This is a genomic window from Thalassobium sp. R2A62, assembly GCF_000161835.1.
Taxonomy (GTDB): domain Bacteria; phylum Pseudomonadota; class Alphaproteobacteria; order Rhodobacterales; family Rhodobacteraceae; genus Thalassobium.
This window is the reverse complement of record NZ_GG697169.2, coordinates 2,139,211-2,161,039: the sequence shown is the minus strand read 5'-3', so window position 1 is coordinate 2,161,039 and position 21,829 is coordinate 2,139,211. Positions and strand designations below refer to the sequence as shown.

24 protein-coding genes and 1 tRNA gene are annotated in these 21,829 nt (G+C 55.6%); 15 read left to right on the top strand and 10 right to left on the bottom strand.

The window, feature by feature from the left end:
- Nucleotides 1-26: 26 nt before the first annotated feature.
- Both ykgO and TR2A62_RS10720 read right to left on the bottom strand, forming a co-directional pair.
- On the bottom strand, nt 27-152 hold the full coding sequence (ykgO, locus tag TR2A62_RS18815) for a type B 50S ribosomal protein L36 (RefSeq protein ID WP_005850168.1): 126 nt from the start codon (nt 150-152) through the stop codon (nt 27-29).
- Nucleotides 153-226: 74 nt separating this feature from the next.
- Nucleotides 227-301: transfer RNA gene (locus tag TR2A62_RS10720), tRNA-Val, on the bottom strand.
- Between the two features lie 151 nt (nt 302-452).
- Between TR2A62_RS10720 and TR2A62_RS10715 the strand changes: the two genes are divergently transcribed.
- Entirely contained in the window at nt 453-1,313 is an 861-nt protein-coding gene (locus TR2A62_RS10715) for an N-formylglutamate amidohydrolase (protein ID WP_009159929.1), read from the top strand.
- Here the strand turns inward: TR2A62_RS10715 and TR2A62_RS10710 are convergent, their stop codons facing one another.
- Nucleotides 1,314-2,567 carry a DNA polymerase IV gene (locus TR2A62_RS10710; RefSeq protein ID WP_040821434.1) on the bottom strand — a complete coding sequence of 418 codons (1,254 nt, stop codon included), beginning with the start codon at nt 2,565-2,567 and terminating at the stop codon, nt 1,314-1,316.
- Between the two features lie 61 nt (nt 2,568-2,628).
- Here TR2A62_RS10710 and TR2A62_RS10705 point away from each other — a divergent pair, with 61 nt between their 5' ends.
- The 9 genes from TR2A62_RS10705 to TR2A62_RS10665 all read left to right on the top strand — a co-directional run bounded on the left by TR2A62_RS10705 (nt 2,629) and on the right by TR2A62_RS10665 (nt 11,326).
- A complete protein-coding gene (locus TR2A62_RS10705; RefSeq protein WP_009160432.1) occupies nt 2,629-2,931 on the top strand; it encodes a hypothetical protein in 303 nt (100 codons plus the stop codon).
- Between the two features lie 44 nt (nt 2,932-2,975).
- Nucleotides 2,976-4,658, top strand: coding sequence for an ATP-binding protein (locus TR2A62_RS10700; RefSeq protein ID WP_009157379.1), 1,683 nt, complete (start codon nt 2,976-2,978; stop codon nt 4,656-4,658).
- Nucleotides 4,655-5,977 (top strand): sigma-54 dependent transcriptional regulator, encoded by a 1,323-nt coding sequence (locus TR2A62_RS10695; RefSeq protein WP_009158788.1) that lies wholly within the window; start codon nt 4,655-4,657, stop codon nt 5,975-5,977. The genes TR2A62_RS10700 and TR2A62_RS10695 overlap by 4 nt, the downstream gene beginning before the upstream one ends.
- Nucleotides 5,978-6,410: 433 nt before the next feature.
- The gene (locus tag TR2A62_RS10690; RefSeq protein ID WP_009159372.1) at nt 6,411-6,749 is read left to right on the top strand and encodes a hypothetical protein; all 339 of its coding nucleotides are present in this window, start codon (nt 6,411-6,413) and stop codon (nt 6,747-6,749) included.
- 183 nt (nt 6,750-6,932) lie between these two features.
- Nucleotides 6,933-7,943, top strand: coding sequence for a TRAP transporter substrate-binding protein DctP (gene dctP, locus TR2A62_RS10685; protein ID WP_009157793.1), 1,011 nt, complete (start codon nt 6,933-6,935; stop codon nt 7,941-7,943).
- Nucleotides 7,944-8,008: 65 nt separating this feature from the next.
- Nucleotides 8,009-8,641 (top strand): TRAP transporter small permease subunit, encoded by a 633-nt coding sequence (locus tag TR2A62_RS10680; protein ID WP_009158854.1) that lies wholly within the window; start codon nt 8,009-8,011, stop codon nt 8,639-8,641.
- Complete coding sequence (locus tag TR2A62_RS10675) at nt 8,641-10,089, top strand: TRAP transporter large permease (RefSeq protein ID WP_009158345.1); 1,449 nt, start codon at nt 8,641-8,643, stop codon at nt 10,087-10,089. The genes TR2A62_RS10680 and TR2A62_RS10675 overlap by 1 nt, the downstream gene beginning before the upstream one ends.
- Nucleotides 10,090-10,160: 71 nt before the next feature.
- Nucleotides 10,161-11,054, top strand: coding sequence for an SPFH domain-containing protein (locus TR2A62_RS10670; protein ID WP_009160906.1), 894 nt, complete (start codon nt 10,161-10,163; stop codon nt 11,052-11,054).
- The gene (locus tag TR2A62_RS10665; RefSeq protein WP_009159191.1) at nt 11,054-11,326 is read left to right on the top strand and encodes an NfeD family protein; all 273 of its coding nucleotides are present in this window, start codon (nt 11,054-11,056) and stop codon (nt 11,324-11,326) included. The genes TR2A62_RS10670 and TR2A62_RS10665 overlap by 1 nt, the downstream gene beginning before the upstream one ends.
- A 54-nt stretch (nt 11,327-11,380) precedes the next feature.
- On the opposite strand, the gene TR2A62_RS10660 is transcribed toward TR2A62_RS10665, so the two are convergent.
- The 4 genes from TR2A62_RS10660 to TR2A62_RS18810 form a co-directional block, all read right to left on the bottom strand.
- Nucleotides 11,381-11,593, bottom strand: coding sequence for a hypothetical protein (locus tag TR2A62_RS10660; protein WP_040820615.1), 213 nt, complete (start codon nt 11,591-11,593; stop codon nt 11,381-11,383).
- A 135-nt stretch (nt 11,594-11,728) separates the two neighbouring features.
- Nucleotides 11,729-12,421 carry an orotidine-5'-phosphate decarboxylase gene (gene pyrF / locus TR2A62_RS10655; RefSeq protein ID WP_009160891.1) on the bottom strand — a complete coding sequence of 231 codons (693 nt, stop codon included), beginning with the start codon at nt 12,419-12,421 and terminating at the stop codon, nt 11,729-11,731.
- A 153-nt stretch (nt 12,422-12,574) separates the two neighbouring features.
- Nucleotides 12,575-12,871: a hypothetical protein gene (locus tag TR2A62_RS10650; RefSeq protein WP_009159875.1), complete on the bottom strand. Its 297-nt coding sequence runs from the start codon at nt 12,869-12,871 to the stop codon at nt 12,575-12,577.
- 61 nt (nt 12,872-12,932) lie between these two features.
- Nucleotides 12,933-13,091 (bottom strand): hypothetical protein, encoded by a 159-nt coding sequence (locus TR2A62_RS18810; protein WP_009158304.1) that lies wholly within the window; start codon nt 13,089-13,091, stop codon nt 12,933-12,935.
- Between the two features lie 208 nt (nt 13,092-13,299).
- Between TR2A62_RS18810 and clpB the strand changes: the two genes are divergently transcribed.
- Nucleotides 13,300-15,915 (top strand): ATP-dependent chaperone ClpB, encoded by a 2,616-nt coding sequence (gene clpB, locus TR2A62_RS10645; RefSeq protein ID WP_009157285.1) that lies wholly within the window; start codon nt 13,300-13,302, stop codon nt 15,913-15,915.
- Nucleotides 15,916-15,968: 53 nt separating this feature from the next.
- Here the strand turns inward: clpB and TR2A62_RS10640 are convergent, their stop codons facing one another.
- Genes TR2A62_RS10640 through TR2A62_RS19385 form a run of 3 tightly spaced genes read right to left on the bottom strand, consistent with a single transcriptional unit; the run spans nt 15,969 to nt 17,320 of the window.
- Nucleotides 15,969-16,799 (bottom strand): calcium-binding protein, encoded by an 831-nt coding sequence (locus TR2A62_RS10640; protein WP_009159420.1) that lies wholly within the window; start codon nt 16,797-16,799, stop codon nt 15,969-15,971.
- A complete protein-coding gene (locus TR2A62_RS10635; RefSeq protein ID WP_223296098.1) occupies nt 16,799-17,164 on the bottom strand; it encodes a hypothetical protein in 366 nt (121 codons plus the stop codon). Before TR2A62_RS10635 ends, TR2A62_RS10640 begins: the two co-directional genes overlap by 1 nt.
- A gap of 21 nt (nt 17,165-17,185) precedes the next feature.
- The gene (locus TR2A62_RS19385) at nt 17,186-17,320 is read right to left on the bottom strand and encodes a hypothetical protein (protein WP_009158859.1); all 135 of its coding nucleotides are present in this window, start codon (nt 17,318-17,320) and stop codon (nt 17,186-17,188) included.
- 338 nt (nt 17,321-17,658) lie between these two features.
- Between TR2A62_RS19385 and TR2A62_RS10630 the strand changes: the two genes are divergently transcribed.
- The 4 genes from TR2A62_RS10630 (at nt 17,659) to msrQ (ending at nt 21,210) form a co-directional block, all read left to right on the top strand.
- Nucleotides 17,659-19,146, top strand: a complete 1,488-nt coding sequence (locus TR2A62_RS10630; protein WP_040821426.1) for an FMN-binding glutamate synthase family protein — start codon at nt 17,659-17,661, stop codon at nt 19,144-19,146.
- Nucleotides 19,143-19,589, top strand: coding sequence for an Mpo1-like protein (locus tag TR2A62_RS10625; protein ID WP_009157321.1), 447 nt, complete (start codon nt 19,143-19,145; stop codon nt 19,587-19,589). Before TR2A62_RS10630 ends, TR2A62_RS10625 begins: the two co-directional genes overlap by 4 nt.
- 113 nt (nt 19,590-19,702) lie before the next feature.
- Nucleotides 19,703-20,602 carry a protein-methionine-sulfoxide reductase catalytic subunit MsrP gene (gene msrP / locus TR2A62_RS10620; protein WP_009160896.1) on the top strand — a complete coding sequence of 300 codons (900 nt, stop codon included), beginning with the start codon at nt 19,703-19,705 and terminating at the stop codon, nt 20,600-20,602.
- Nucleotides 20,602-21,210 (top strand): protein-methionine-sulfoxide reductase heme-binding subunit MsrQ, encoded by a 609-nt coding sequence (gene msrQ, locus TR2A62_RS10615; RefSeq protein WP_009159207.1) that lies wholly within the window; start codon nt 20,602-20,604, stop codon nt 21,208-21,210. The genes msrP and msrQ overlap by 1 nt, the downstream gene beginning before the upstream one ends.
- Nucleotides 21,211-21,829: the final 619 nt, after the last annotated feature.

The window sequence follows — 21,829 nt, the reverse complement described above, 5'->3', positions numbered from 1 at the left end:
TTTAAGCTTGGTACGCTGCCCGGGACTTAGCCCTGACGTGCTTTGAACCGGCGCTGTGTCTTGTTGATAACGTAGACACGACCCTTGCGGCGAACAACGCGGCAATCACGGTGCCGGTTTTTCAGCGAGCGGAGCGAGTTTCTGACCTTCATAACGGTCTCCTTGGCTTCGCGGCGCGGCGGGGCGCCTGTTTCGGTTCGACCCCAAGCGGGGCCAGTGAAATTCATGGTGGGCACTACTGGGATTGAACCAGTGACCCCTTCGATGTCAACGAAGTGCTCTACCGCTGAGCTAAGCGCCCATGAACACCTGATCGACCACCCTGTCCTACATAAATAGGACGCGGAGAGCCGCGTCGGTAGCGGCGTCTATAATTAGAGTCGGGATGGGGATCAAGAGCTTTTGGTGGTTTGTTAGTTTGCGTTATATAAGAGACAGGTAAGGAGTCCTGAATGACCAAGTTCACCTATGATTTGAGACGGCCAGACGCAAGAACGACATCCGTTGTTTTTGCATCACCTCATAGTGGGCGTGACTATCCTTGGACGTTTGTTCGTAAATCAATTTTAGATGAACGAGAGATACGGTCGTCAGAAGATGCATATGTCGATCGGGTGTTTGATCGTGCACCGTCTTTTGGTGCGCCGTTCCTCGTTGCGGGTGCGCCGCGGGCCTATGTTGATTTGAACCGCGCGGCGGACGAACTGGACCCAGCTGTTGTAATGGACGTTAGGCGCGCCACTCATAACCCGCGGATCGCCAGCGGGTTGGGCGTGATCCCACGTGTCGTCGCCAATGGTCGTGCGATCTATCGGGGCAAGCTTAAGCTGGACGAGGCGCATTACCGCATCTCTACCTATTGGCGCCCATATCATGACGCGCTCCAATTTTTGTTGGATCAAAGCCGGAACCTTTTTGGGCAGGCTATCTTGATCGACTGCCACTCAATGCCGCACGAAGCGTTGGATAATGGTGTGCCCCAAAGTCAGCCGCGTCCTGACGTGGTTCTAGGTGACAGGTTCGGCGCAGCAGCATCGCCTGAAATTGTCGACCGGGTCGAGGCAGCGTTTGTTGCCGTGGGGCTAAACGTGGCGCGCAACATGCCGTTTGCGGGGGCCTACATCACCCAGCACTATGGTCGCCCCACGAAAAACCAGCATGCCGTTCAAGTCGAGATTGATCGGTCTTTGTACATGAACGAACAGACGATCCGCCCTAACGCAAATTTCGAGACGTTCCGCGCGCAGATGCAATCGGTCATGGCCGAGATTGTTCAGATTGGACAAAACGGCATCAAAGTGGCTGCGGAATAGTCACCGCAGCGAACGACCTTTTACAATCGCATCGACCCCAAATTTTTCGCGGATTTTATCGGCCGCGCGTTCGGCCTGACCCCGTTTGTTGGCATCAGGATCTAGCAAGTCACCGGTGAGATCGGCCCCATCTTCGGAAACGAGATCGGAAATGCCGACACCAAGCAACCGGTAAGGTCCCTGATCCCCAACCTGATCGAATAAATCCCGCGCTGTCCGGTAAATCCTATCCGCCATTTGCGTCGGGCTGCGCAGTGACAGCCGTTTCGACAACAGCGTGTGGTTGGCGCGTTTCAGTTTCAGGTTCACGACGCGCCCCGCCTTGCCCTTGGCCTTGGCGCGGGCAGATACTTTTTCCGCCATGCGCCAGATATGGCCGTCTAGGATGTCGACGTCATTGGTGTCATCGTGAAACGTGGTTTCGTTGGACAGCCCTTTGACAGGGGTATTGGCGGAAACCGGACTGTGATCTTGGCCGCGCGCGAGGTGCCAAAGCCGCACACCCATCCCGCCGAAACGGTCGGAAAGATCACGCCGATCCCATCGGTGCAGATCGGCAAAGGTTCGAATGCCACCCTTTTCCAGCTGAGCCTGTGCAGCGGGACCAATGCCCCAAATCAGGCGGACGGGCTTGTCCCACAAAAACTCTTGGGTCTCGGCCTTGCCAATAATTGAAAATCCGTGTGGCTTGTCCAAGTCGGATGCGACCTTGGCGAGGAATTTATTGTGGCTGAGGCCAATTGACCCTTTGATGCCAACTTCTTCCTTCATGCGTTTGACCAAACGGGCGAGCATTTTTGCAGGGGGCGCTCCGTGCAACTTTTCGGTGCCAGAGAGATCCATGAATGCCTCGTCCAAGGACAATGGTTCGATCGAGGGGGTGAGTTCCTCCATCAACGCGCGAACCTGTTTGGAAACCTCGACATAGACATCCATGCGGCCGCGTACGACGACAGCCTCTGGGCATAGTTTGAGCGCTTGGAACATTGGCATGGCGGACCTGACGCCACGAATTCGGGCGACATAGCAGGCCGTTGAAACAACGCCGCGCCGTCCACCGCCGACAATGACAGGCTTGCCCTCAAGCGCTGGGTTGTCACGTTTCTCGACACTCGCATAGAAAGCATCGCAATCCATATGAGCGATCGACAGGTCATAGAGTTCGGGATGTGCCAAGATGCGTGGGCTGCGACAAGTCGGGCAGCGGGCGGCATCCTCAAAGAGGGCAAGACAGTCGCGGCAGAGTGCTGGCATGATAGCAAGGTATGCCATTTGAACGCGCACATCAATTGCTCGCAATCGGGAAGGGGATCAAATGACCGAACCAAAAACACCGTGCCGCACGCCTGCCGAGGGTCGTGATGGCGTCACAAACATCCCAACATGGAAGTTTGAATTGATCCGCGGTTATATCCTCGATCTTGCGCGCGAGGCTGGCGATGCGGGGGCCGCATTTTCAGATCTCAAGGATGCAGTAGCGAAGCGCCTGACAGATGACGAACGTGCGCGACTTGGGTCTGTTGGCTGGTATGCCACGACCGTCAAACTCGAGATGGAAGTCGCGGACGATATTGAACGGATCGCCGGTGTGTCACCGCAGGGATTTCGGATCGCCTAAGCGCAGTGTTTGTTTTGAGCAGCGACAGACGGTAAGCACGGCAGATGAGTTCCGATCCGACACGTCTCTTGCGCCCTATTCTAATCGTCGTCCTGTTGGCCGTCGCTGGGATTGCATTGTTCTGGGCGAGCGTTGGGTTTTTCCGTGCCGAAGAGATCACGCGCGCTAACGCCCGTGCGACGCTATACCAGTCGCAGGTGGTGTCTGAAATCGAACGGTTCGAGCATTTGCCGTTCATTCTATCCCAAGATCCTGCCGTTCGTGCGGCTGCTGCGGGTCGGGGTCGTGTCGCGCTGAATGATCGATTGGCGGGTTTTGCAGACCGCGCTGGGCTAGAGGCCATCTATCTGATGGACCGGACGGGCGAGACGGTCGCGGCGTCGAACGCGGGACGGACTACATCCTTTTTGGGACAAAACTATGGGTTCCGCCCGTATTTTCGCGCAGCGTTGGATGGGGATCAGGGCGTGTTCTACGGCATCGGTGCAACCACACTGCGTCCGGGGTATTTCATCGCGGCCCCGGTACCTGAACCAACCGGTGATGTGGCGGGTGTCATCGCGATCAAGCTGGACCTCGGGCGATTGGCCGAGACATGGGCAGATGGTGGCGAACGGGTTCTTTTGGCCAATGCTGACGGCGTTGTTCTGCTCGCGTCTGATCCTGCGTGGCAATACCAAACGCTGACGTCGTTGACCGAGGGCAAAATCGCAACCATCCGCGCGGCCCGTCAGTTTAGTGACCAACCTCTGGATCCATTGGGGTGGGACCGTGATGGGTTGACTGCAACGTTTGAAGGTCGCGAATATTATCTGGCCGAGGTTTCGATCCCCAATCGAGGCTGGCTGCTGATTTATCTTGCCGATGAGCGGGCCGTTTTGTTGCGAGCGTCCTTTGCAGTGGTCGCGGCATTGGCGGTTGTTCTGTTGATGCTGGCGCTGTGGCTTGCGCAGCGATCACAACGGACGATGGTGGCGTTGCGTGATGTCCAGCAGATCAACGCGCAGCTGGGACAAGAGATTGAAGAACGGCGCGCCGCCGAGAGGCGCCTGAAACGAACCCAAGGTGAATTAGAGAGAGCCAGCAAACTCGCGGCTCTTGGCCAGTTGGCCGCGTCTGTCACCCATGAGTTGGGGCAACCTATTGCGGCGATGCGAAATCATTTGATCGCGGCTGAAATCGGTGGGCGGGCTGTTCCGCCTGCGCTTGGCGGTTTGGTCACGCGCATGCAAAAGACGACCGAGCAGCTAAAGTTCTTTGCGAGGTCTGGATCCGATGAAATCGTCGAGGTTGATCTCAGGAACGTGGTTGAGGCCGCGCTAGAACTGTTGGCGCCAAACGTCGCGGCCAGCGGCGCAACGGTCGACGCCCAATTACAGACTGCCTTGGTCCGTGGAAACCAGTTGCGGCTGGAACAAGCGGCGACAAACATTCTGCGCAATGCGCTGGATGCGATCGCGGATGGGATTCTCGAGATTAGGGTCGAAGCGGGTGATGTGGCTCAGATCGTTGTGCGTGACGATGGTCCGGGTTTGGGTGATGTCCCGCTCGAGGATTTGACAGAACCCTTTTACACCACCCGTGCGTCGGGCGAAGGTATGGGGCTGGGTTTGGCGATTTCAGTTGAGATTGTACGCGAGCATGGCGGGCAGATCACTGCTCGCAATCGGGACGAAGGTGGCGCCGAATTCACAATCAACCTGCCCCTAGCTGAGGATATCACATGAGTTACCGCGTTGTTGTGGCCGATGATGATCGCGAAATGCGTGCCTCTCTCGAGGACCTGCTCGAATCTGCGGGATGGGACGTTCGAAGCGTTAACCGCGCCGAGCGGGTCGCAGAGATGGCCAAGCAGTTTTCACCGGATGTTATTCTGACGGATGTTCGGATGCCGGGGCAGGGCGGTCTGTCGCTGCTCGACGTGCGGCCAAGTGATGCGCCGCCCGTTGTCGTCATAACCGCGCATGGCGATATTCCTATGGCCGTGGATGCGATCCACGCTGGTGCCTATTCATTTCTGGAAAAGCCATTTGATCCAAGGCGTCTATTGACGATCCTAGATCATGCCGCCGAACAGCACCGGCTGAGCCATCAAAGTGCACGGCTTCGGCTTCGTTTGTCTGAGTTGTCGGGTCTTGATCGCGTGTTGTTGGGGGAAACGCCCGAGGTGCGGGATTTGCGCGAGGACATTCTAGACCTCGTTGATGTGCGTGGCCCTGTGATGCTGCGCGGTGAGACGGGTACTGGCAAAGAGCTGGTCGCGCGTGCGCTGCATGATTTGGGGCCAAACGCTGTGGGCCCGTTTGTCGTGGTCAATTGTGCGACCCTGCCACCGGATAAGTTTGCGACGATCATGTTTGGCGACACCGCGTCCCAAGGTTTGATGGCTGTGGCTGATGGCGGCACGCTGTTTCTAGATGAAATTGGTGCATGCCCATCGATTGTGCAGGCGCAACTGCTGCGGGTCATTGAGGCGTCCGAGGTGTTGCCAGTTGGCGCAACCCAAAGCGTGGTGGTCGATGCACACATCATTTCGGCAACCAACACCGACCTAGAGGCGGCCGTGCGCGCCGAGACGTTTCGCGCCGACCTGCTGTTTCGGTTGAACACGCATCAGGTGTCGCTGCCGACCTTGCGAGATCGGCGTTCCGACATCGCACTTCTTTATACACATTTCGCGGCACAGAGTGCGGCAGTCTATGAAACCAACCCACCGACGATCACACCCGAGGACATGAGCGCGCTGTTGGCGCATGATTGGCCCGGAAATGTCCGTGAACTGAGGCATGTTGCCGAACGGCGGGTTCTTGCGGCGCGTCGAGGACGCGGATCCGTGGCCCAAGCGCTGTCTGGAGATGAAAGTGTAGAGGATTTACCGGGCACATTGCGCGAGGCTGTGGCGGCATTTGAGCGTCAAATGATTGGAAATGCGATTTCTGCGCATTCTGGTCGTATGGATGCGGTCGCTGAGGCACTTGGAATCGGGCGCAGAACGCTAAACGAGAAGATAGTTAAGCTTGATTTGGATAAAGACGCGCTTTTGTAACGCTTTGAATGTGACAAACCGCTCACGCGTGGTCGTGGCGGATCGCGCAGCCGAGAGAGGCTGAAACAAAACTCTCACATGGGCGCGATGGCGTGAAATACTTGGGCGCTCACGTCTTTGCGCGTCGGTTTTTTCCGTGAGCGATGTTGCAGCAAATTGGCCCCAAAACGGGGTTTTATGTGCATTTGTGTTGCGCGGTCTGTGCAGAGCCACACCGAACCCCCGACCTGTCAAACATCCCCGCTGTGTCAAGGGGGGTATGGGGTCACGAGGGGGTCGTTTTTTCGTGATCGTCCCGACCTTTCACTGAGCCGGTTTGTGCCCCAAATTCAATTCATCTCAGCGAGCCAACGAGGTTCGGAACAGCCAAGAGCACCGGATCGAGTCGCTGCCCTAACATACTTAAACGTAACCAAATCAAAGGACTAAAATCATGACTGAGACATTTGCAATCGCTCTCGCTGCCGTTCTGGGTTCCGTAACTTTGGCATCCGCTGACGTCTCTTACTTCTCTTTGGACCGTGTCCACAGCGACAATGCACGGGTTGAATTGGGCGTCGTTCGCTCGGCAACTGACGGCGTGATCGAGCTTTATGACTATAACAACGACGTTGTTGGCGAGCTGCTCGGCACAACCACAGTACACGCTGGTGCAAACTCTGACGTTGCAGTCATTGCCGGTCCACGTCTGATCAACGACGTCTACGCTGTGCTCAAATCGAACAGCGGTGAAATTCTGGCCGACAAAGAGATCGACGTCGACCGCTTCTAAGTACTGAACTCTCTGTTTCCCCCAAACAGGAAAGGGTCGCCCAATCGGGTGGCCCTTTTTGCTATGCGGATTTCCGCAGGTGAATGCGCAGGTGACGCGCGGTTTTCTTCTGTTTGGGAATCCAATGCGCTGGGCTAGCCTACGTCCAAGGATCGATTCCGGTCCGTTTCTGGGAGGAATACAATGAAAAAACTTCTGAGCCGTACCGCGGCGACTGCAATCTGTGTGGCTTTTGCTGGTGAAGCGATGGCAACCGAGTGGAACGTTTCCCTATGGGGCAAGCGTCGCGCCTTTACCGAGCACGTAGAAAAGCTGGCCGAATTGGTAAGCGAAAAGACCGGTGGCGATTTCACATTGAACATCAGCTATGGCGGTCTGTCCAAGAACCGTGAAAATCTTGACGGTATTTCCATCGGTGCATTCGAGATGGCACAGTTCTGTGCGGGCTATCACCGTGACAAGAACCCATCGATCACAGTGATGGAGCTTCCGTTCCTCGGAGTGAGCAGCCTCGAGATGGAGCGCGACATTGCGATGGCCGTCTATCAGCACCCTGCTGTTGTTGAAGACCTTGCGCGTTGGAACGCGACACTGTTGATGCCGTCGCCTCTGCCACAGTACAACATCGTGGGTGTCGGTGATGCGCCTGCAACGCTGGCCGATTTCGAAGGCATGAGCGTACGTGCAACCGGTGGTATCGGTGCTGCGATGGAAACTGTTGGTGCGGTACCAACATCGATGTCCGCAACCGAAGTGCGTCAGGCGATGGACAGCGGTGTGGTTAAGGCAGTGAGCTTTGCCCCCCACGCGCACATGTCGTTCGGCACAGTTGAGAACGCCGAGTGGTGGACCACAAACCTGAACCCCGGCACAGTGAACTGCCCTGTTGTTGCAAACTCGGACGCACTTGCTGATCTGAGCGACGCGCACCGCGAAGCCCTGACATCGTCCATTGATGAGGCGCTCAACTATTACATCGAGTCCTACAACACCAAAACGATGGATGCTTGGGGCCCGCTGCTCGAAGAAAAAGGCATCACTCAGGTGACGTTCACTGACGGCGAGATTGCTGCGTTCAAAGAGGCTGCTGCGGCGCCTGCTGCGAATGCGTGGATCGAAGCAAACACAGCTGCAGGTCTGCCTGCACAAGAGTTGTATGACCTCGTGACCGGAATGGTTGCCGAAGGCATGTAATCTCCCTTCGCCGTCCCGACTGAGTTTGGGGCGGCAATCTCTCTTTCTCCTACAGGAGTGGTCCCATGGCGGGTGCTGCATCGGTGCTAGAAGATAGCACGCGGCTTAGCCGACTGGATCAAGTGCTGCACAGGTTAGAAACCGTGTTTGCCTTGCTCAGTGGCTTTGCTGTTTTTTCGTTGATGATCTTGGCTGTTATTCAAGTCACAGGGCGCAATCTGTTTGGCAATCCGTTGCCCGGCTATGTGGATTGGATTGAACAGGCGATGCCGCTGATCGCGTTCATGGGTGTTGCATATACCCAGAGAAACGGTGGCCACATCCGCATGGACATCCTCGTCGGTGCCTTGCGCGGGCGAGTGTTGTGGCTCGCTGAGTTCATCACGACACTGGCCGTGTTCATTCTGATGGTTTTGCTCGTGTGGGGCACTTGGTCCCACTTTCAACGATCCTTCGATTTTGGTGCTGTTTTGTGGAGCCGCGACAGTTCGATGGACATCAATCTGCCGATTTGGCCAGCCAAGTTGTTGGCGCCTGTCGCGTTCAGTGTGTTGGTGATGAGGTTGGCATTGCAGCTGTGGGGTTACGGCCGCGCATTCGTGCTGGGACTAGACCGACCTGTTGCTGTGCCATTGGTCGAAAGTGCTGCTGAACAAGCGGCCCGAGAAGCGCAATCCGTGTCGGGGGGACGCGACTAATGGAACCTATTGATATCGGTATCGCCGTCTCTGTTGGGATGTTGGCGCTTGTTGTGTTGGGCATGCGCGTGGCGTTTGCTGCGAGTCTCGCTGGCCTCGTTGGTTTGGTTTGGATTTTCTGGGCCAAAAAGGACTATGGTCTGGATGACTTTGGTTGGGCGCTGACAGTGGCCACCAAAACGGCGGGGCAGGTGCCCCATTCCAAGGTGTCGTCACAGGCGCTGTCGTTGATCCCGACATTCATTATGATTGGATACCTCGCTTACTACGCAGGTCTCACCAAGGCGCTGTTCGAAGCGGCGAAACGGTGGGTCGGCTGGTTGCCTGGCGGTCTCGCAGTATCGACCGTTTTTGCGACGGCGGGCTTTGCGGCGGTGTCTGGTGCATCCGTTGCGACGGCGGCGGTGTTTGCGCGTATCGCGATCCCCGAAATGCTCAAGAACGGCTACGACAAACGCTTTGCTGCGGGTGTTGTTGCGGCAGGTGGCACGCTGGCCTCTTTGATCCCACCGTCTGCCATCCTCGTCATCTACGCGATCATTGTGGAACAAGACGTGGGCAAGCTGTTGCTCGCAGGTTTTATCCCCGGTGTTTTCTCAGCCATTGTTTATGGTGCATTGATCGTAGCCTTGGCTGTGGCACTGCCCAAGTTCGGACCACCCGTGCGCGGCTTTACTTGGGGCGAGCGGTTTACGTCCCTTTTGCCCGCCTTTCCGATTTTCTTTGTCGTCGTGACGATCCTGTTCTTTGTCTACAATCCCATCCCGCAGACGATCAGCCTGTTTGGAGCCGAGATTGATACGATCATCGGGGGCGACGCGTGGGGCACACCGACTGAGGGTGGCGCATTGGGCGCGTTTGTTGTCCTGCTTATGGCGCTCTACCAAGGGATGCGTTGGCCACAACTCAAGTCAGCCTTGCTCGAGACGGCCAAGTTGTCAGTGATGATCTTTACCATCATCTGGGGTGTTCTGATTTACGTTCGGTTCCTCGGCTTTGCAGACCTGCCGGGTGCGTTTTCTGATTGGATCACCTCGCTGGAACAATCGCCGATGCTGACGCTTGTGATGATCCTGTTGGCCTATGCGGTCTTGGGGATGTTCATGGATGCGATTGGAATGTTGTTGCTGACCTTGCCTGTCGTTTATCCAGCTGTGATAGCCTTGAACGGTGGCGATGCGGTCGCTGCGGCTGACAGTGCGTTTGGGATGTCGGGGCCAATGTGTGCAATTTGGTTCGGTATCTTGGTCGTGAAAATGGCCGAGTTCTGTTTAATCACGCCACCCATTGGCCTGAATTGCTTTGTTGTTGCTGGTGTGCGTGATGACCTCAGCGTGCAGGACGTGTTCAAAGGTGTGACACCGTTTTTCATCGCCGATGCGATTACGATTGCGCTGCTTGTTGCGTTTCCCGCGATTGTCCTGTGGCTGCCGAGTTTGGTGGGGTGATCTTGCGATAACACTTCAAATCCGCGTGAACTGTTCCTATATGTTGTGCATAGAACGAGGGGACAAACACTATGGACATTGAGCAGTTCGCATTAAATTTCTTGTCGCAGAACGGCGTTTTGCTGTTGCTGGCGGCGTTCATCATCATTTGTATTTTTGCCGGTGTTCGCATCGTGCCTCAATCGCAAAAGTTCGTTGTTGAGCGGTTTGGGCGCCTACGTTCGGTGCTTGGGCCTGGCTTCAATGTTATTGTGCCGTTCTTGGACAAGGTGGCGCACAAGATCTCGATCCTTGAGCGGCAGCTGCCGACAATGACGCAGGACGCGATCACGTCGGACAACGTGTTGGTGCAGGTTGATACATCGGTGTTCTACCGCATCACCGAGCCGGAAAAGACAGTGTACCGTATCCGTGATGTAGATGCGGCGATTTCGACGACTGTTGCTGGCATTGTGCGTTCTGAAATTGGCCGGATGGAATTGGACCAAGTTCAGTCAAACCGGTCACAGCTGATTTCCGCGATTCAAACCCAATTGGCCGCACAGGTTGACGATTGGGGGATCGAGGTGACACGCGCCGAAATCCTAGACGTGAATCTGGATCAGCAAACGCGTGCAGCCATGTTGCAGCAGTTGAACGCCGAACGTGCGCGTCGTGCGCAAGTGACCGAGGCTGAAGGTAAGAAACGCGCAGTCGAATTGCAGGCTGATGCTGATCTCTATGCCGCCGAGCAAACGGCCAAAGCGCGCCGCATCCAAGCGGACGCCGAAGCCTATGCCACCGAGGTTGTCGCGGATGCGATCGCCGAGAACGGCCTAGAGGCTGCGCAGTATCAGGTTGCTCTTAAACAGGTCGAAGCGCTGACAGTGTTGGGCAACGGTTCGGGCAAGCAAACAATCGTAGTACCTGCCGATGCAATCCAAGCGTTCGGCAACGCGTTTAACATGTTGAAGGGACGGTCGTAATGACACTTTGGACAGAATGGTGGGCGTGGGCCAGCCTTGCGTTGATCCTTGCTATTCTTGAGGTGCTGGCACCGGGTTTCTTTGCTCTGGGTTTTGCAATTGGTGCCGCATTCATGGCGATCGTCGTCGCAGCGACAGGCGCTGGGCTATCGCTCGCGTGGTCGATCGTCTTGTTCGCCGTGGTGTCGTTGGGTGCCGTGCTCTTGCTGCGCCGCTTTTTCCGACTGGAAAAGGGTCAGGTCAAATTGTGGGATACGGACATCAACGACTGATGCATCGGGATATGTAACGACAAAGGCCGCTCTGATCAGAGCGGCCTTTTGTTTTTAGATGCTGGACATCAGATCGGCACTGACACCCGATTGCGGCGCGCCATGGCGTGCCAAGGCTGCGGTCACCTGAGCCGGCTCCATTGTCATCGGCCCCCCGACGCTACAGGGATAGCGGTAAGTTGTGCCGTCTTTGACGATATCCACACCGGCCTCAAAGGCACCTGCGCGGGCGTTGTAACGAATATCACCTACTTTATATGCACTCATTGGTCTTGCTCCATCATTTGATCTGAACGCGACATCCGCGCGTGTCATTACAAATCAACTTAGGAACAGGTTGTCTGAACGGGAGAAGGCCGCACGGACCTGTGATATTTCGTTGATGAATTGGTGAAGTGTGGATCAACTATTCAGTTCGGCGACGATCGCCTCAGCCGCAGCGCGCGGATCGTCAGCTTGCCAAATGGGGCGCCCTACAACGATATGATCGGCCCCGTTCGAGATCGCGTGCGCAGGTGTCGCCACCCGCTTTTGATCATCCAAATCTGCCCCTGCGGGCCGAACACCCGGAGTGACGATCAGTTTTTCCTCGGCTTCGGGGAGGGCGCGGATCAACGCGGCCTCTTTGGGGGACGCGATGACGCCGTCTGCACCATTTGAAAGGGCCAGACCCGCGCGTTCTTGAACGAGGTCAGTGATCGCGCCGTCCTTGATCAATGCGCCGTCCAAATCGGCACGGTCGAGCGAGGTCAGAATCGTGACGGCTAGGATCTTGGTGTTTGAACCGGCTGCACCCTCTTGGGCCGCGCGAACCACATGAGGATCGCCATGAACGGTCAAGAAATCGAGATCAAATTGCACGAGGCCACGCACCGCGGCTTCGACTGTGGCACCGATGTCAAAGAGCTTCATGTCGAGAAAGATCTTCTTGCCGTGTTCGTGCTTGAGCTCGTTTGCGAGAGCAAGACCACCGCCTGTCAGCATTCCAAGGCCAATTTTGTAGAATGAAACAGCATCGCCCAAGCGTTTGGCCAATTCGAGACCTACAATCGCGTTTGGTGTGTCTAGTGCTAGAATGAGACGATCGTCAGCCATATCAAAGTCCCCTTTTGAACGTTGATGGGGGTCTATCTGCTGATCTGGGTAGACGCAAATATTGCCTCTACAAATTTAGGTGAAAGGCGCAGCCGATGGGGAAGACTGCGCCTTTCTGTGTCCCGATGGGTCAGGACGCGCGCCGGAACATACTCAGAAAACCTGAGGGGTTTCGGCGGGTTCGATATGGCGTGTGGCGGATTGGCGCGGAATTACATGCGGCGCTGGATAGGATCCCCGTGGCTGCGATCCGCGCGCGACGCTGCGATTGCGGCGCGCATCATCAACAAGACCGCGGGTCGCGTCTTTAAACTCTGTTCCAAGAGACGCTGCATAGGATGCGGGCACGCGCACGGAATCGCTGGATGTGTAAAACACAACAATCGCTTCAAAGGACTGTAGCGCTGCATTGTACGAGACGTTCTTCACTTCAACTTTGGCATTATTCATTTTTGTTACCGCTCTGTTTCAGTTGTCTTGTGAACGAATGTGGATCGAAGGTTTGATGAAATCAGGGGGAATCAGATTCGGTGGTTCCCCGCGCTGTTTCTTGCGCTTCTGTTTCGTTGGATATCGCGCGGTCGTGGGCGAGCAGAAGTTGAATGGCAGCAGGGCTCAACAGGAACATTGGCCGCAGTGTGCCTTCGTCATCTTCTTTGATATAGGTCATTTCAGTCCCCTCGTTCATCCTAGGTGCTTTATGCTGCTTTGTTGGGGGTTTGACTTGGGGAGAGTTTGGGCCGCTTTCCCCCCCCCCTTTTGCGTCGGGTCTTGAACGACGGCATATTGCACCCCATTTCCAGTGCAGAGGCCCAGACCCGGGTGTGCCGCCAAGCGGGCACTCATATGAACAGGGCGCTTGTAATAAGGAGAGACCTATGAACTTGGATAAGTTCACTGAGCGGTCGCGCGGCGTTCTTCAAGCTGCACAGACGATCGCGATGCGCGAAGGCCACCAGCGCCTGATGCCAGAACATTTGTTGAAATCCCTGCTCGATGACCCAGAAGGGCTCGCTTCGAATTTGATCGTCCGTTCTGGTGGTCGACCTCCTCGTGTTGTCGAGGCGGTTGATCTTGCGATGGGCAAGATCACCAAGGTCGGCGGTGATGCTGGCCAGACCTATATGGACCAAACCACTGGCAAGGTGCTGGCCGAGGCCGAAAAGCTTGCCCAGAAGGCGGGTGATAGTTTTGTCCCCGTCGAGCGAATTTTGATGGCGTTGGTGATGGTCAAATCCAAAGCCAAGGATGCGCTGGACATCGGTGGCGTCTCTGCCCAGTCGCTAAATTCGGCGGTCAATGACATTCGCAAGGGCCGTGCGGCCGATAGTGCCAGTGCCGAAGACAGCTATGACGCGCTCAAGAAATACGCGACTGATCTGACCAGCATGGCCGAAGACGGCAAGATCGACCCAATCATTGGTCGTGACGAAGAAATTCGTCGCGCGATGCAGGTGTTGTCCCGCCGGACCAAGAACAACCCAGTTCTGATCGGTGAACCGGGTGTTGGGAAAACCGCGATTGCTGAGGGTCTTGCCCTGCGCATCGTCAATGGTGACGTGCCCGAGAGCCTTCGCAACAAGCGCCTCATGGCCTTGGATATGGGTGCGTTGATTGCAGGTGCAAAATACCGCGGTGAATTCGAAGAGCGTCTCAAGGCGATCTTGAACGAGGTCACAGCCGCGGCTGGTGAAATCTTGCTGTTTATCGACGAAATGCACACGCTGGTTGGCGCGGGCAAATCAGAAGGTGCTATGGATGCTTCTAATTTGTTGAAGCCTGCTCTGGCGCGGGGTGAATTGCACTGTATCGGTGCAACCACTTTGGACGAGTTCCGTAAACATGTCGAAAAGGACGCGGCTCTTGCACGGCGTTTTCAGCCATTGGTCGTCGAAGAGCCAACGGTTGAGGACACTGTCAGCATCTTGCGAGGCATCAAAGAGAAATACGAATTGCACCATGGTGTTCGCATCTCAGACAGCGCGCTTGTGTCAGCGGCGACGCTCTCGCACCGCTATATAACGGACCGGTTTTTGCCGGACAAGGCCATCGATCTGATTGATGAGGCGGCCAGCCGTTTGCGGATGGAAGTCGATAGCAAGCCCGAAGAGCTGGACGCGCTGGATCGTGAGATTTTGCAAAAGCAGATCGAAGCAGAAGCGCTTAGGCTCGAGGATGATGCAGCGTCCAAGGACCGTTTGGGTGTCATCGAAAAGGAATTGGGTGATCTGCAGGATCGCTCGACTGAGATGACAGCCAAGTGGCAAGCTGAACGCGACAAGTTGGAAAGCGCGCGCGATCTCAAAGAGACGTTGGACCGTGCCCGGGCCGAACTGGATATCGCGAAACGCGAGGGCAATCTCGCTAAGGCAGGTGAGCTGTCGTATGGGGTTATCCCCGAGCTTGAAAAGCAGCTTGCCGATGCGGAAGGTGCCGAGACTGATGCGATGGTGGCCGAAGCGGTGCGTCCAGATCAGATCGCAAGTGTGGTCGAGCGTTGGACCGGAATTCCGACCAGCAAGATGTTGGAAGGTGACCGTGAAAAGCTGCTGCGCATGGAAGACGAGCTAGGCAAACGTGTCATTGGTCAGCATGGTCCGGTTCGGGCTGTGTCAAATGCTGTGCGCCGTGCGCGTGCGGGCCTGAATGACGAAGGACGGCCGTTGGGCAGCTTTCTGTTTCTGGGGCCGACTGGCGTGGGTAAAACTGAGCTGACCAAGGCTGTGGCCGAGTTCTTGTTCGACGACGACAGCGCAATGGTGCGTATCGACATGTCCGAGTTCATGGAAAAGCATGCGGTGGCCCGCCTGATTGGCGCGCCTCCGGGCTATGTGGGCTATGATGAGGGTGGTGTTCTGACCGAAGCGGTCCGACGCAGACCCTATCAGGTCGTGCTCTTTGACGAGGTGGAAAAGGCGCATCCGGATGTGTTCAACGTGCTTTTGCAGGTTCTGGATGATGGTGTCCTGACTGATGGTCAGGGCCGCACGGTGGATTTCAAGCAGACGCTGATCATTCTGACATCGAACCTTGGGGCGCAGTCGCTGAGCGAGCTTCCTGAAGGTGCGGATGTTGCGGATGCCAAGCGTGATGTGATGGATGCCGTGCGCACCCATTTCCGGCCCGAGTTCCTGAACCGCCTGGACGAGACGATCATTTTTGATCGGTTGGCACGCGCAGATATGTCGGGGATTGTTGATATCCAACTGGCGCGGCTCGAGTGTCGGTTGGCCAGTCGCAAAATCGCGCTCGAGCTTGATGACGCCGCACGCAAATGGCTGGCTGATGAAGGGTACGATCCAGTCTTTGGCGCGCGCCCCCTGAAACGAGTGATCCAACGTGCGTTGCAGGATCAGCTGGCAGAAATGTTGTTGGCTGGTGATATCTTGGACGGTGCGACTGTTGTGGTCAGCGCCGGTGCAGATGGGTTGCTGGTGGGGGATCGGGTTTTGGCCTCGAACAGAACGCCATCTGACGATGCCGTCGTCCATTAAATTAAAAAGGCCGGGAGAATATCCCGGCCTTTTTTGTCGTGATGTCAGAATACTTAGTAGTAGCTGTATGCAGTGACGGTGAAGACCTCTGGCTCTTCAGGAACGATGATGTCGTCGATGAGCTCTTCAAAGATAAAGTCGTCCAAGCCAAGATCGAAGACCGAGACGTTTTCGAGGATCACTTTGTCGCCGTTCCCAAAGTTGATGATCGTGTCGCTGCCCGCAAGCTCGAGCGCCGCGAGGGCATCAGAAATTGAGATGGTGCCAAAGTCGGTCACATCCAGTTTGTCCACGCCGAGCTCAAAGTCCTTGATCGTGTCGACATTGCCGCCTTGGGTGAAGACAAAGACGTCATTGCCATTGTTGCCATAGAGCGTGTCGTTGCCCTTGCCGCCAATGATCGTGTCGTTGCCTGTGCCGCCGCTGATGTTGTCGCCTTGGTCGCCACCGTCGATCACGTCGTCGCCGCGTTTACCACGGATCACGTCAGCGCCGGTGCCACCTCCGATGGTGTCGTTGCCCGAACCGCCATCAATGTCGTCCTGACCGCCGCCACCAAAGATAAAGTCGTTGTCCGCACCGCCACTGATGATGTCAGCGCCGTCGCCGCCTTCGATCGTATCATTGCCAGCGCCACCATTAAGGATGTCGTTGCCGATGTCGCCCTGCAAGCTGTCGTTGCCTTCACCACCGTTCATGATGTCCCCGTCGTTGCCGCCGCTCAGGTCGTCATCGCCGTCGCCGCCATTGATCAGGTCCGAACCGTTGCCGCCTTGGATCGTGTCGATCCCGTCGCCGCCGTCGATGATGTCGGCACCTTTGCCGCCATCATAGGTGTCGTTGCCGGCAAGCAGATCAATGGTGTCTGCGTTATCTGTGCCCATCAGGACGTCATCGTCAGGTGTTGGCCCTGTGACAACTGTTGTGGGGGCAAGCTTGGGACCGGCGGCAGAGCGGTGTCTGAGATCGTAAAGGCATAGCTCGCCTCGAGGCTTTCGGAGTATCGGTGTCTAAAGGTCAACCCATAAGCCCCGTCGGTCGGGACAGTAAATTCAATATAGTCCCCAGACGCGTCGGATTTGACCTCCATGGTTGGCCCGTTGGCATAGGTCAGGTCAGATCCAGACGATCCCGCGAACAGTGCAAAGCCCGTATATGTTGGTGTGAAAATAAACTGGTAACCGCCGTTCAAAACGAAATTGGCAGAAGCCCCAGTGGCGAGGTGCATGAAATAGGTTGTCCCTGCCACCAAGTCGACAGAGTAGGCATCCTAACTTGCGAGGTCAGGACCTGTTGTTTCCAATGTGCCAAAAACAGTGCTGTTGATGTCGATTGTTGGTGTAAAGCTGGTTGTGCCAAAACTGCTGCCATAACCCGTGTAGTCTGTCTCTATATAGTCCGCCATAAATGCGTCCCCCCAAAAAAATTACTGCGCCGCAAACGGCCGCAGAGAAAAGCGCTCTGAAAAAATTCCCCAGTCGTCGGGTGCCCTGTTTTAGTCATAAGGCTGCCCAGCTTGTGCCACATTACGTTTGGGAAACGTTTTGACGCAATCCAAATGCGTGATTGAGGCGCGAATTCGTAACAATTCTATCCTTACGGGTGGATTTGTGGGGGCGTCGAAACGAAGCTTCGCTAAATGCGTGTTTTTGCTCGCGCTATCAGGGTGTTTGGCGTGGATTCGGGCTTGAACCTATTGCTGCTGCGCAGGCTCGATGCAAATAAGGAACCGATATGCCCATTATGGAATTTACCTCATCCGTTGTTCAGTACCTCGTGTTGATCTTTGTCTTTTTGATTGGGCTAGCTGTTCTCGGGATCATCATCCTCGCAGTGTTGGACATGACCCAAACGGGCGATGCGATCCGTAGAAACTATCCGGTCATCGGACGGTTTCGGCATTTGTTCTCGACGTTAGGAGAGTTCTTTCGCCAGTATTTTTTTGCAATGGACCGCGAAGAGCTGCCGTTTAACCGCGCCCAGAGGGAATGGGTTAAGCGCGCAGGCGAGGGGCATGGGAATACGGTTGCCTTTGGTTCGACTCGCAACGTCAGCGTTGTCGGCACACCTATATTCGTAAATGCTGCGTTTCCCCCATTGGACAACCAGTTCGCCCGCTCTGAACCACTGGTCATCGGTGCGACTGCGCGGGTGCCGTATCACGCACCCTCGTTCTTTAATCTGTCTGGGATGAGCTATGGCGCGATCTCGCGTCCTGCTGTGACGGCGTTGAGCAAAGGCTGTGCCAAGGCAGGTGTCTGGATGAACACGGGCGAGGGTGGGCTGAGCCCCTATCATCTAAAAGGGGGATGCGATGTCGTTTTTCAATTGGGAACGGCAAAGTACGGCGTGCGGGATGTCGACGGAAATTTGGATGACGCAAAGCTGCGCGAGGTCGCGGGCCATGACGCCGTCAAGATGATTGAGATCAAGCTGGCCCAAGGTGCAAAGCCGGGCAAAGGCGGCATCTTGCCAGGGACCAAGGTCAACGCCGAGATCGCGAAGATCCGTGGCATCAAAGAAGGTGCTGATAGCCTGTCGCCCAACCGGCATGATGGTGTGGATGATTGGGATGACCTGTTGAATCTGATTGAACACGTCCGCGAGGTTTCGGGCAAACCAACGGGTATCAAGACAGTGATGGGCGACGGGGCAGGGATGGCCGGCCTTTTTGATGCGATAGTCAAACGCGGTGAGGCCTGCGCGCCTGACTTTGTTACAATTGACGGTGGCGAGGGCGGAACTGGTGCTGCGCCGATGCCATTGATTGATCTGGTGGGCATGTCGATCCGCGAGGCGCTGCCGCGCCTTGCGATCCTGCGCAAAGACGCGGGACTAAAGGACTGCATCCGAATTGTTGCCAGTGGCAAGCTGGTCAATCCGGGTGATGTGGCTTGGGCATTGGCGGCGGGCGCGGACTTTGTGACGTCAGCGCGTGGGTTCATGTTCAGCCTCGGCTGTATCCAAGCGCTGAAGTGCAACAAGAATACCTGTCCGACGGGGATCACCACTCATGACCCTAGTTTTCAAAAGGGGCTGGTTGTCGAAGACAAATACAAGCGCGTTGCAGCCTATGCCAAAAGCATCGTTAAGGAAGTTGAAACAATTGCCCATTCTGTTGGTGTGGCCGAACCGCGTTTGATGCGCCGTAGTCATGTCAGGATCGTTCAGCCCGATGGCGGGTCCGTGTCATTGGAAGAGATCGCCGCGAACTATCAGGTGCACAAGTGAAATCTCGGCTTCGGGTTCTGCTCGATGACTACGAAGAGAGCCACCAGCATCCAGTCAACATCGCGATCCACTGGGTGGCGGAACCATTGGCGATCTGGGCCTTGATGGCTTTGATCTTTCCCATCGAGATCTTCGGGGTCACTGCGCTGGGGCTTTTTGTGTGGGCGCCTATCTATTATTTCGCAAACCTTTCACCGCGTATCACGCTGATGTTTGCTGCAGTTGCCTTGGTCTTTACCGCAATCATCATTGTGGTTGACCGTATGGTCGTGCCGATGTGGCCGTGGGCATTGGGGCTCTTTGCGGTGTCGTGGGTCACTCTTTTGATTGCTCACCGGATAGAAGGGCGCGCGCCAAGTGTTTTTCAAAACCCCGGTTTGATCATCATCGGTCCGTTGTGGTTGGCCGAACGGATTTTCCGCCGATTTGGCTGGCGCGTCTGAGATTTCAAAACATTACAGTTTCTAAACGTTGTCGTGAGAAGCCCTCGAGAAACTTTCGTGACGGCCTTACGTGGCTCATAACGACGCAAACGAGATGTTTAGGAGACGACGCAATGGCAAGCCGCTGGAACAAAGACCTGACGTGGAATGATGTAACGCCCAAGGCCGCATTCCTCAATCGCCGCCAAATCATGGCGGGTGCAGTTGGGCTGGGGGCCGCGTCGATCGCGGGACCTGCCTTGTCTCAAGAGCTTGAGCCTAACAGCTTCGAAGACATCACCTCGTACAATAACTTTTACGAGTTCGGCACGGGCAAGTCCGATCCCGCAAAGAACGCGCATGCGTTGGATACGTTAGATTGGAAGATCACGGTCGACGGTATGGTCGACAACGCGGGCGAATATACCTTTGCCGAGCTAATCGAAGGCTTGACCGAAGAAGAACGCATCTACCGGTTCCGCTGTGTCGAGGCATGGGCGATGATCGTGCCATGGAATGGCGTCGAACTTGGCGGTATCTTGAATAAGATCGGCGTGCAGTCGGGCGCAAAATACGTCGCCTTTGAAACAGCGGTCCAGCCTGAGAATATGATTGGCGTTCAGCGCCGCGTCTTGGACTTTCCATACCGCGAGGGTTTGCGCCTAGACGAAGCGATGCATCCGCTGACGCTGATGGCGACAGGAATTTACGGTGAACCGATGCCGAACCAGAACGGCGCACCGATGCGTTTGGTCGTTCCTTGGAAATACGGCTTTAAGTCTATCAAATCGATTGTGCGGATCACTCTGACTGACCAAGAGCCGCCGACAAGCTGGAATATGCAGAACGCGCGCGAGTATGGGTTCTACAGCAACGTAAACCCGCAGGTCAGCCACCCGCGCTGGTCCCAAGCGTCACATCGTTTGATCGGTGGGGGTCTGTTTAACAGACGCGAAGACACGTTGATGTTCAATGGCTATGAAACCGAAGTCGCAAGCCTCTATGACGGCATGGATTTGTCGGAGAAGTTCTGATGGATATCGTCGGTAATTTGAACAGCGCCTTTCGCGAGATCCCAGCGTGGACGATCTATGTTGTTGGTGCCGTTTGGGCCTCGTGGCTGTTTTATCTTGGCCTGACGGGTGGTCTTGGCGCTGAACCGATCAACGCGCTTGAACGTGAATACGGTGAGGTTGCTCTCAAGCTGATGGTGGTGGGCTTGGTTGTTACGCCGCTGCGAAAATACACGGGCGTGAACCTACTGAAGTTCCGTCGTGCAATTGGCGTCACGGCGTTCTTCTTTGTCTTGGCGCACTTCTCTGTCTGGGCGGTGCTGGATATTGGATCGCTTGGCCGTGTCTGGGTGGATATATTGAAGCGGCCCTATGTCACCATCGGTATGGCGTCGTTCCTGATGCTCATTCCATTGGCGATCACGTCAAACAATACGATGGTAAAACGGTTGGGCGCAGCAAGCTGGCGTCAACTGCACAAGCTGACCTATCCGGCCGCATTGCTGGGCGCGATCCACTATATTTGGCTCGTAAAAGGCTTCCAGATCGAGCCTTTGGTCTATTTGGCGATCATTCTCGGCCTTCTGGCAGTGCGGTTCAAAGCGTCACAAAGGCTTAGAACTGCCTAAAATGGCGGCATATTCTGCCTAGATCGGGCATCGTTCCTGGGAAAACGAAGCAAAAAGGTCGGGAAACCACTCGTGAGGCCGCTGATACAGCGGCCTCATTGCGTTCTTAGACCTGAGTCTTGGGGCTGTTCCTGTGGATAAGTCTATATCTGGGGTGCGTTCAAATATTGCCGACTAATATAATTACAAAACACCTTAGGATCGGCGTATCAAAATTTCGCTAACCTGCCGAAAACAAACAAAAAAAAAGTATTCTGACAAAAAATGCAGATTTCCGAAAAAAAGGGGTTGCGGGTCTGCGGTACTGACCGTAGAACCCCCCTCACCGGCAGCGTTGAACGGCGCGGTTGGGAGAGCATCACAGATTGCAGGCGGGGCGCGCCACTAAGTTAGGGCGCATCTGGTCTGGTTTTGTCTCTCGCGTTATTTGAAATTGATAGACACTGAAGAGATATGTGGGCGGTTTGGTTCATTCGATGGATCAACGTCTGTATATCGCGCTAGTAGGATTTCGGTCCGATGATCTAGTGTCAGCTTCACTGTTTGAACGGCCTTCGGTTACTTTGGTAACTGAAAGCACAACAAACAGATGACTGTCCCGTTTGAACAACGGGACGAT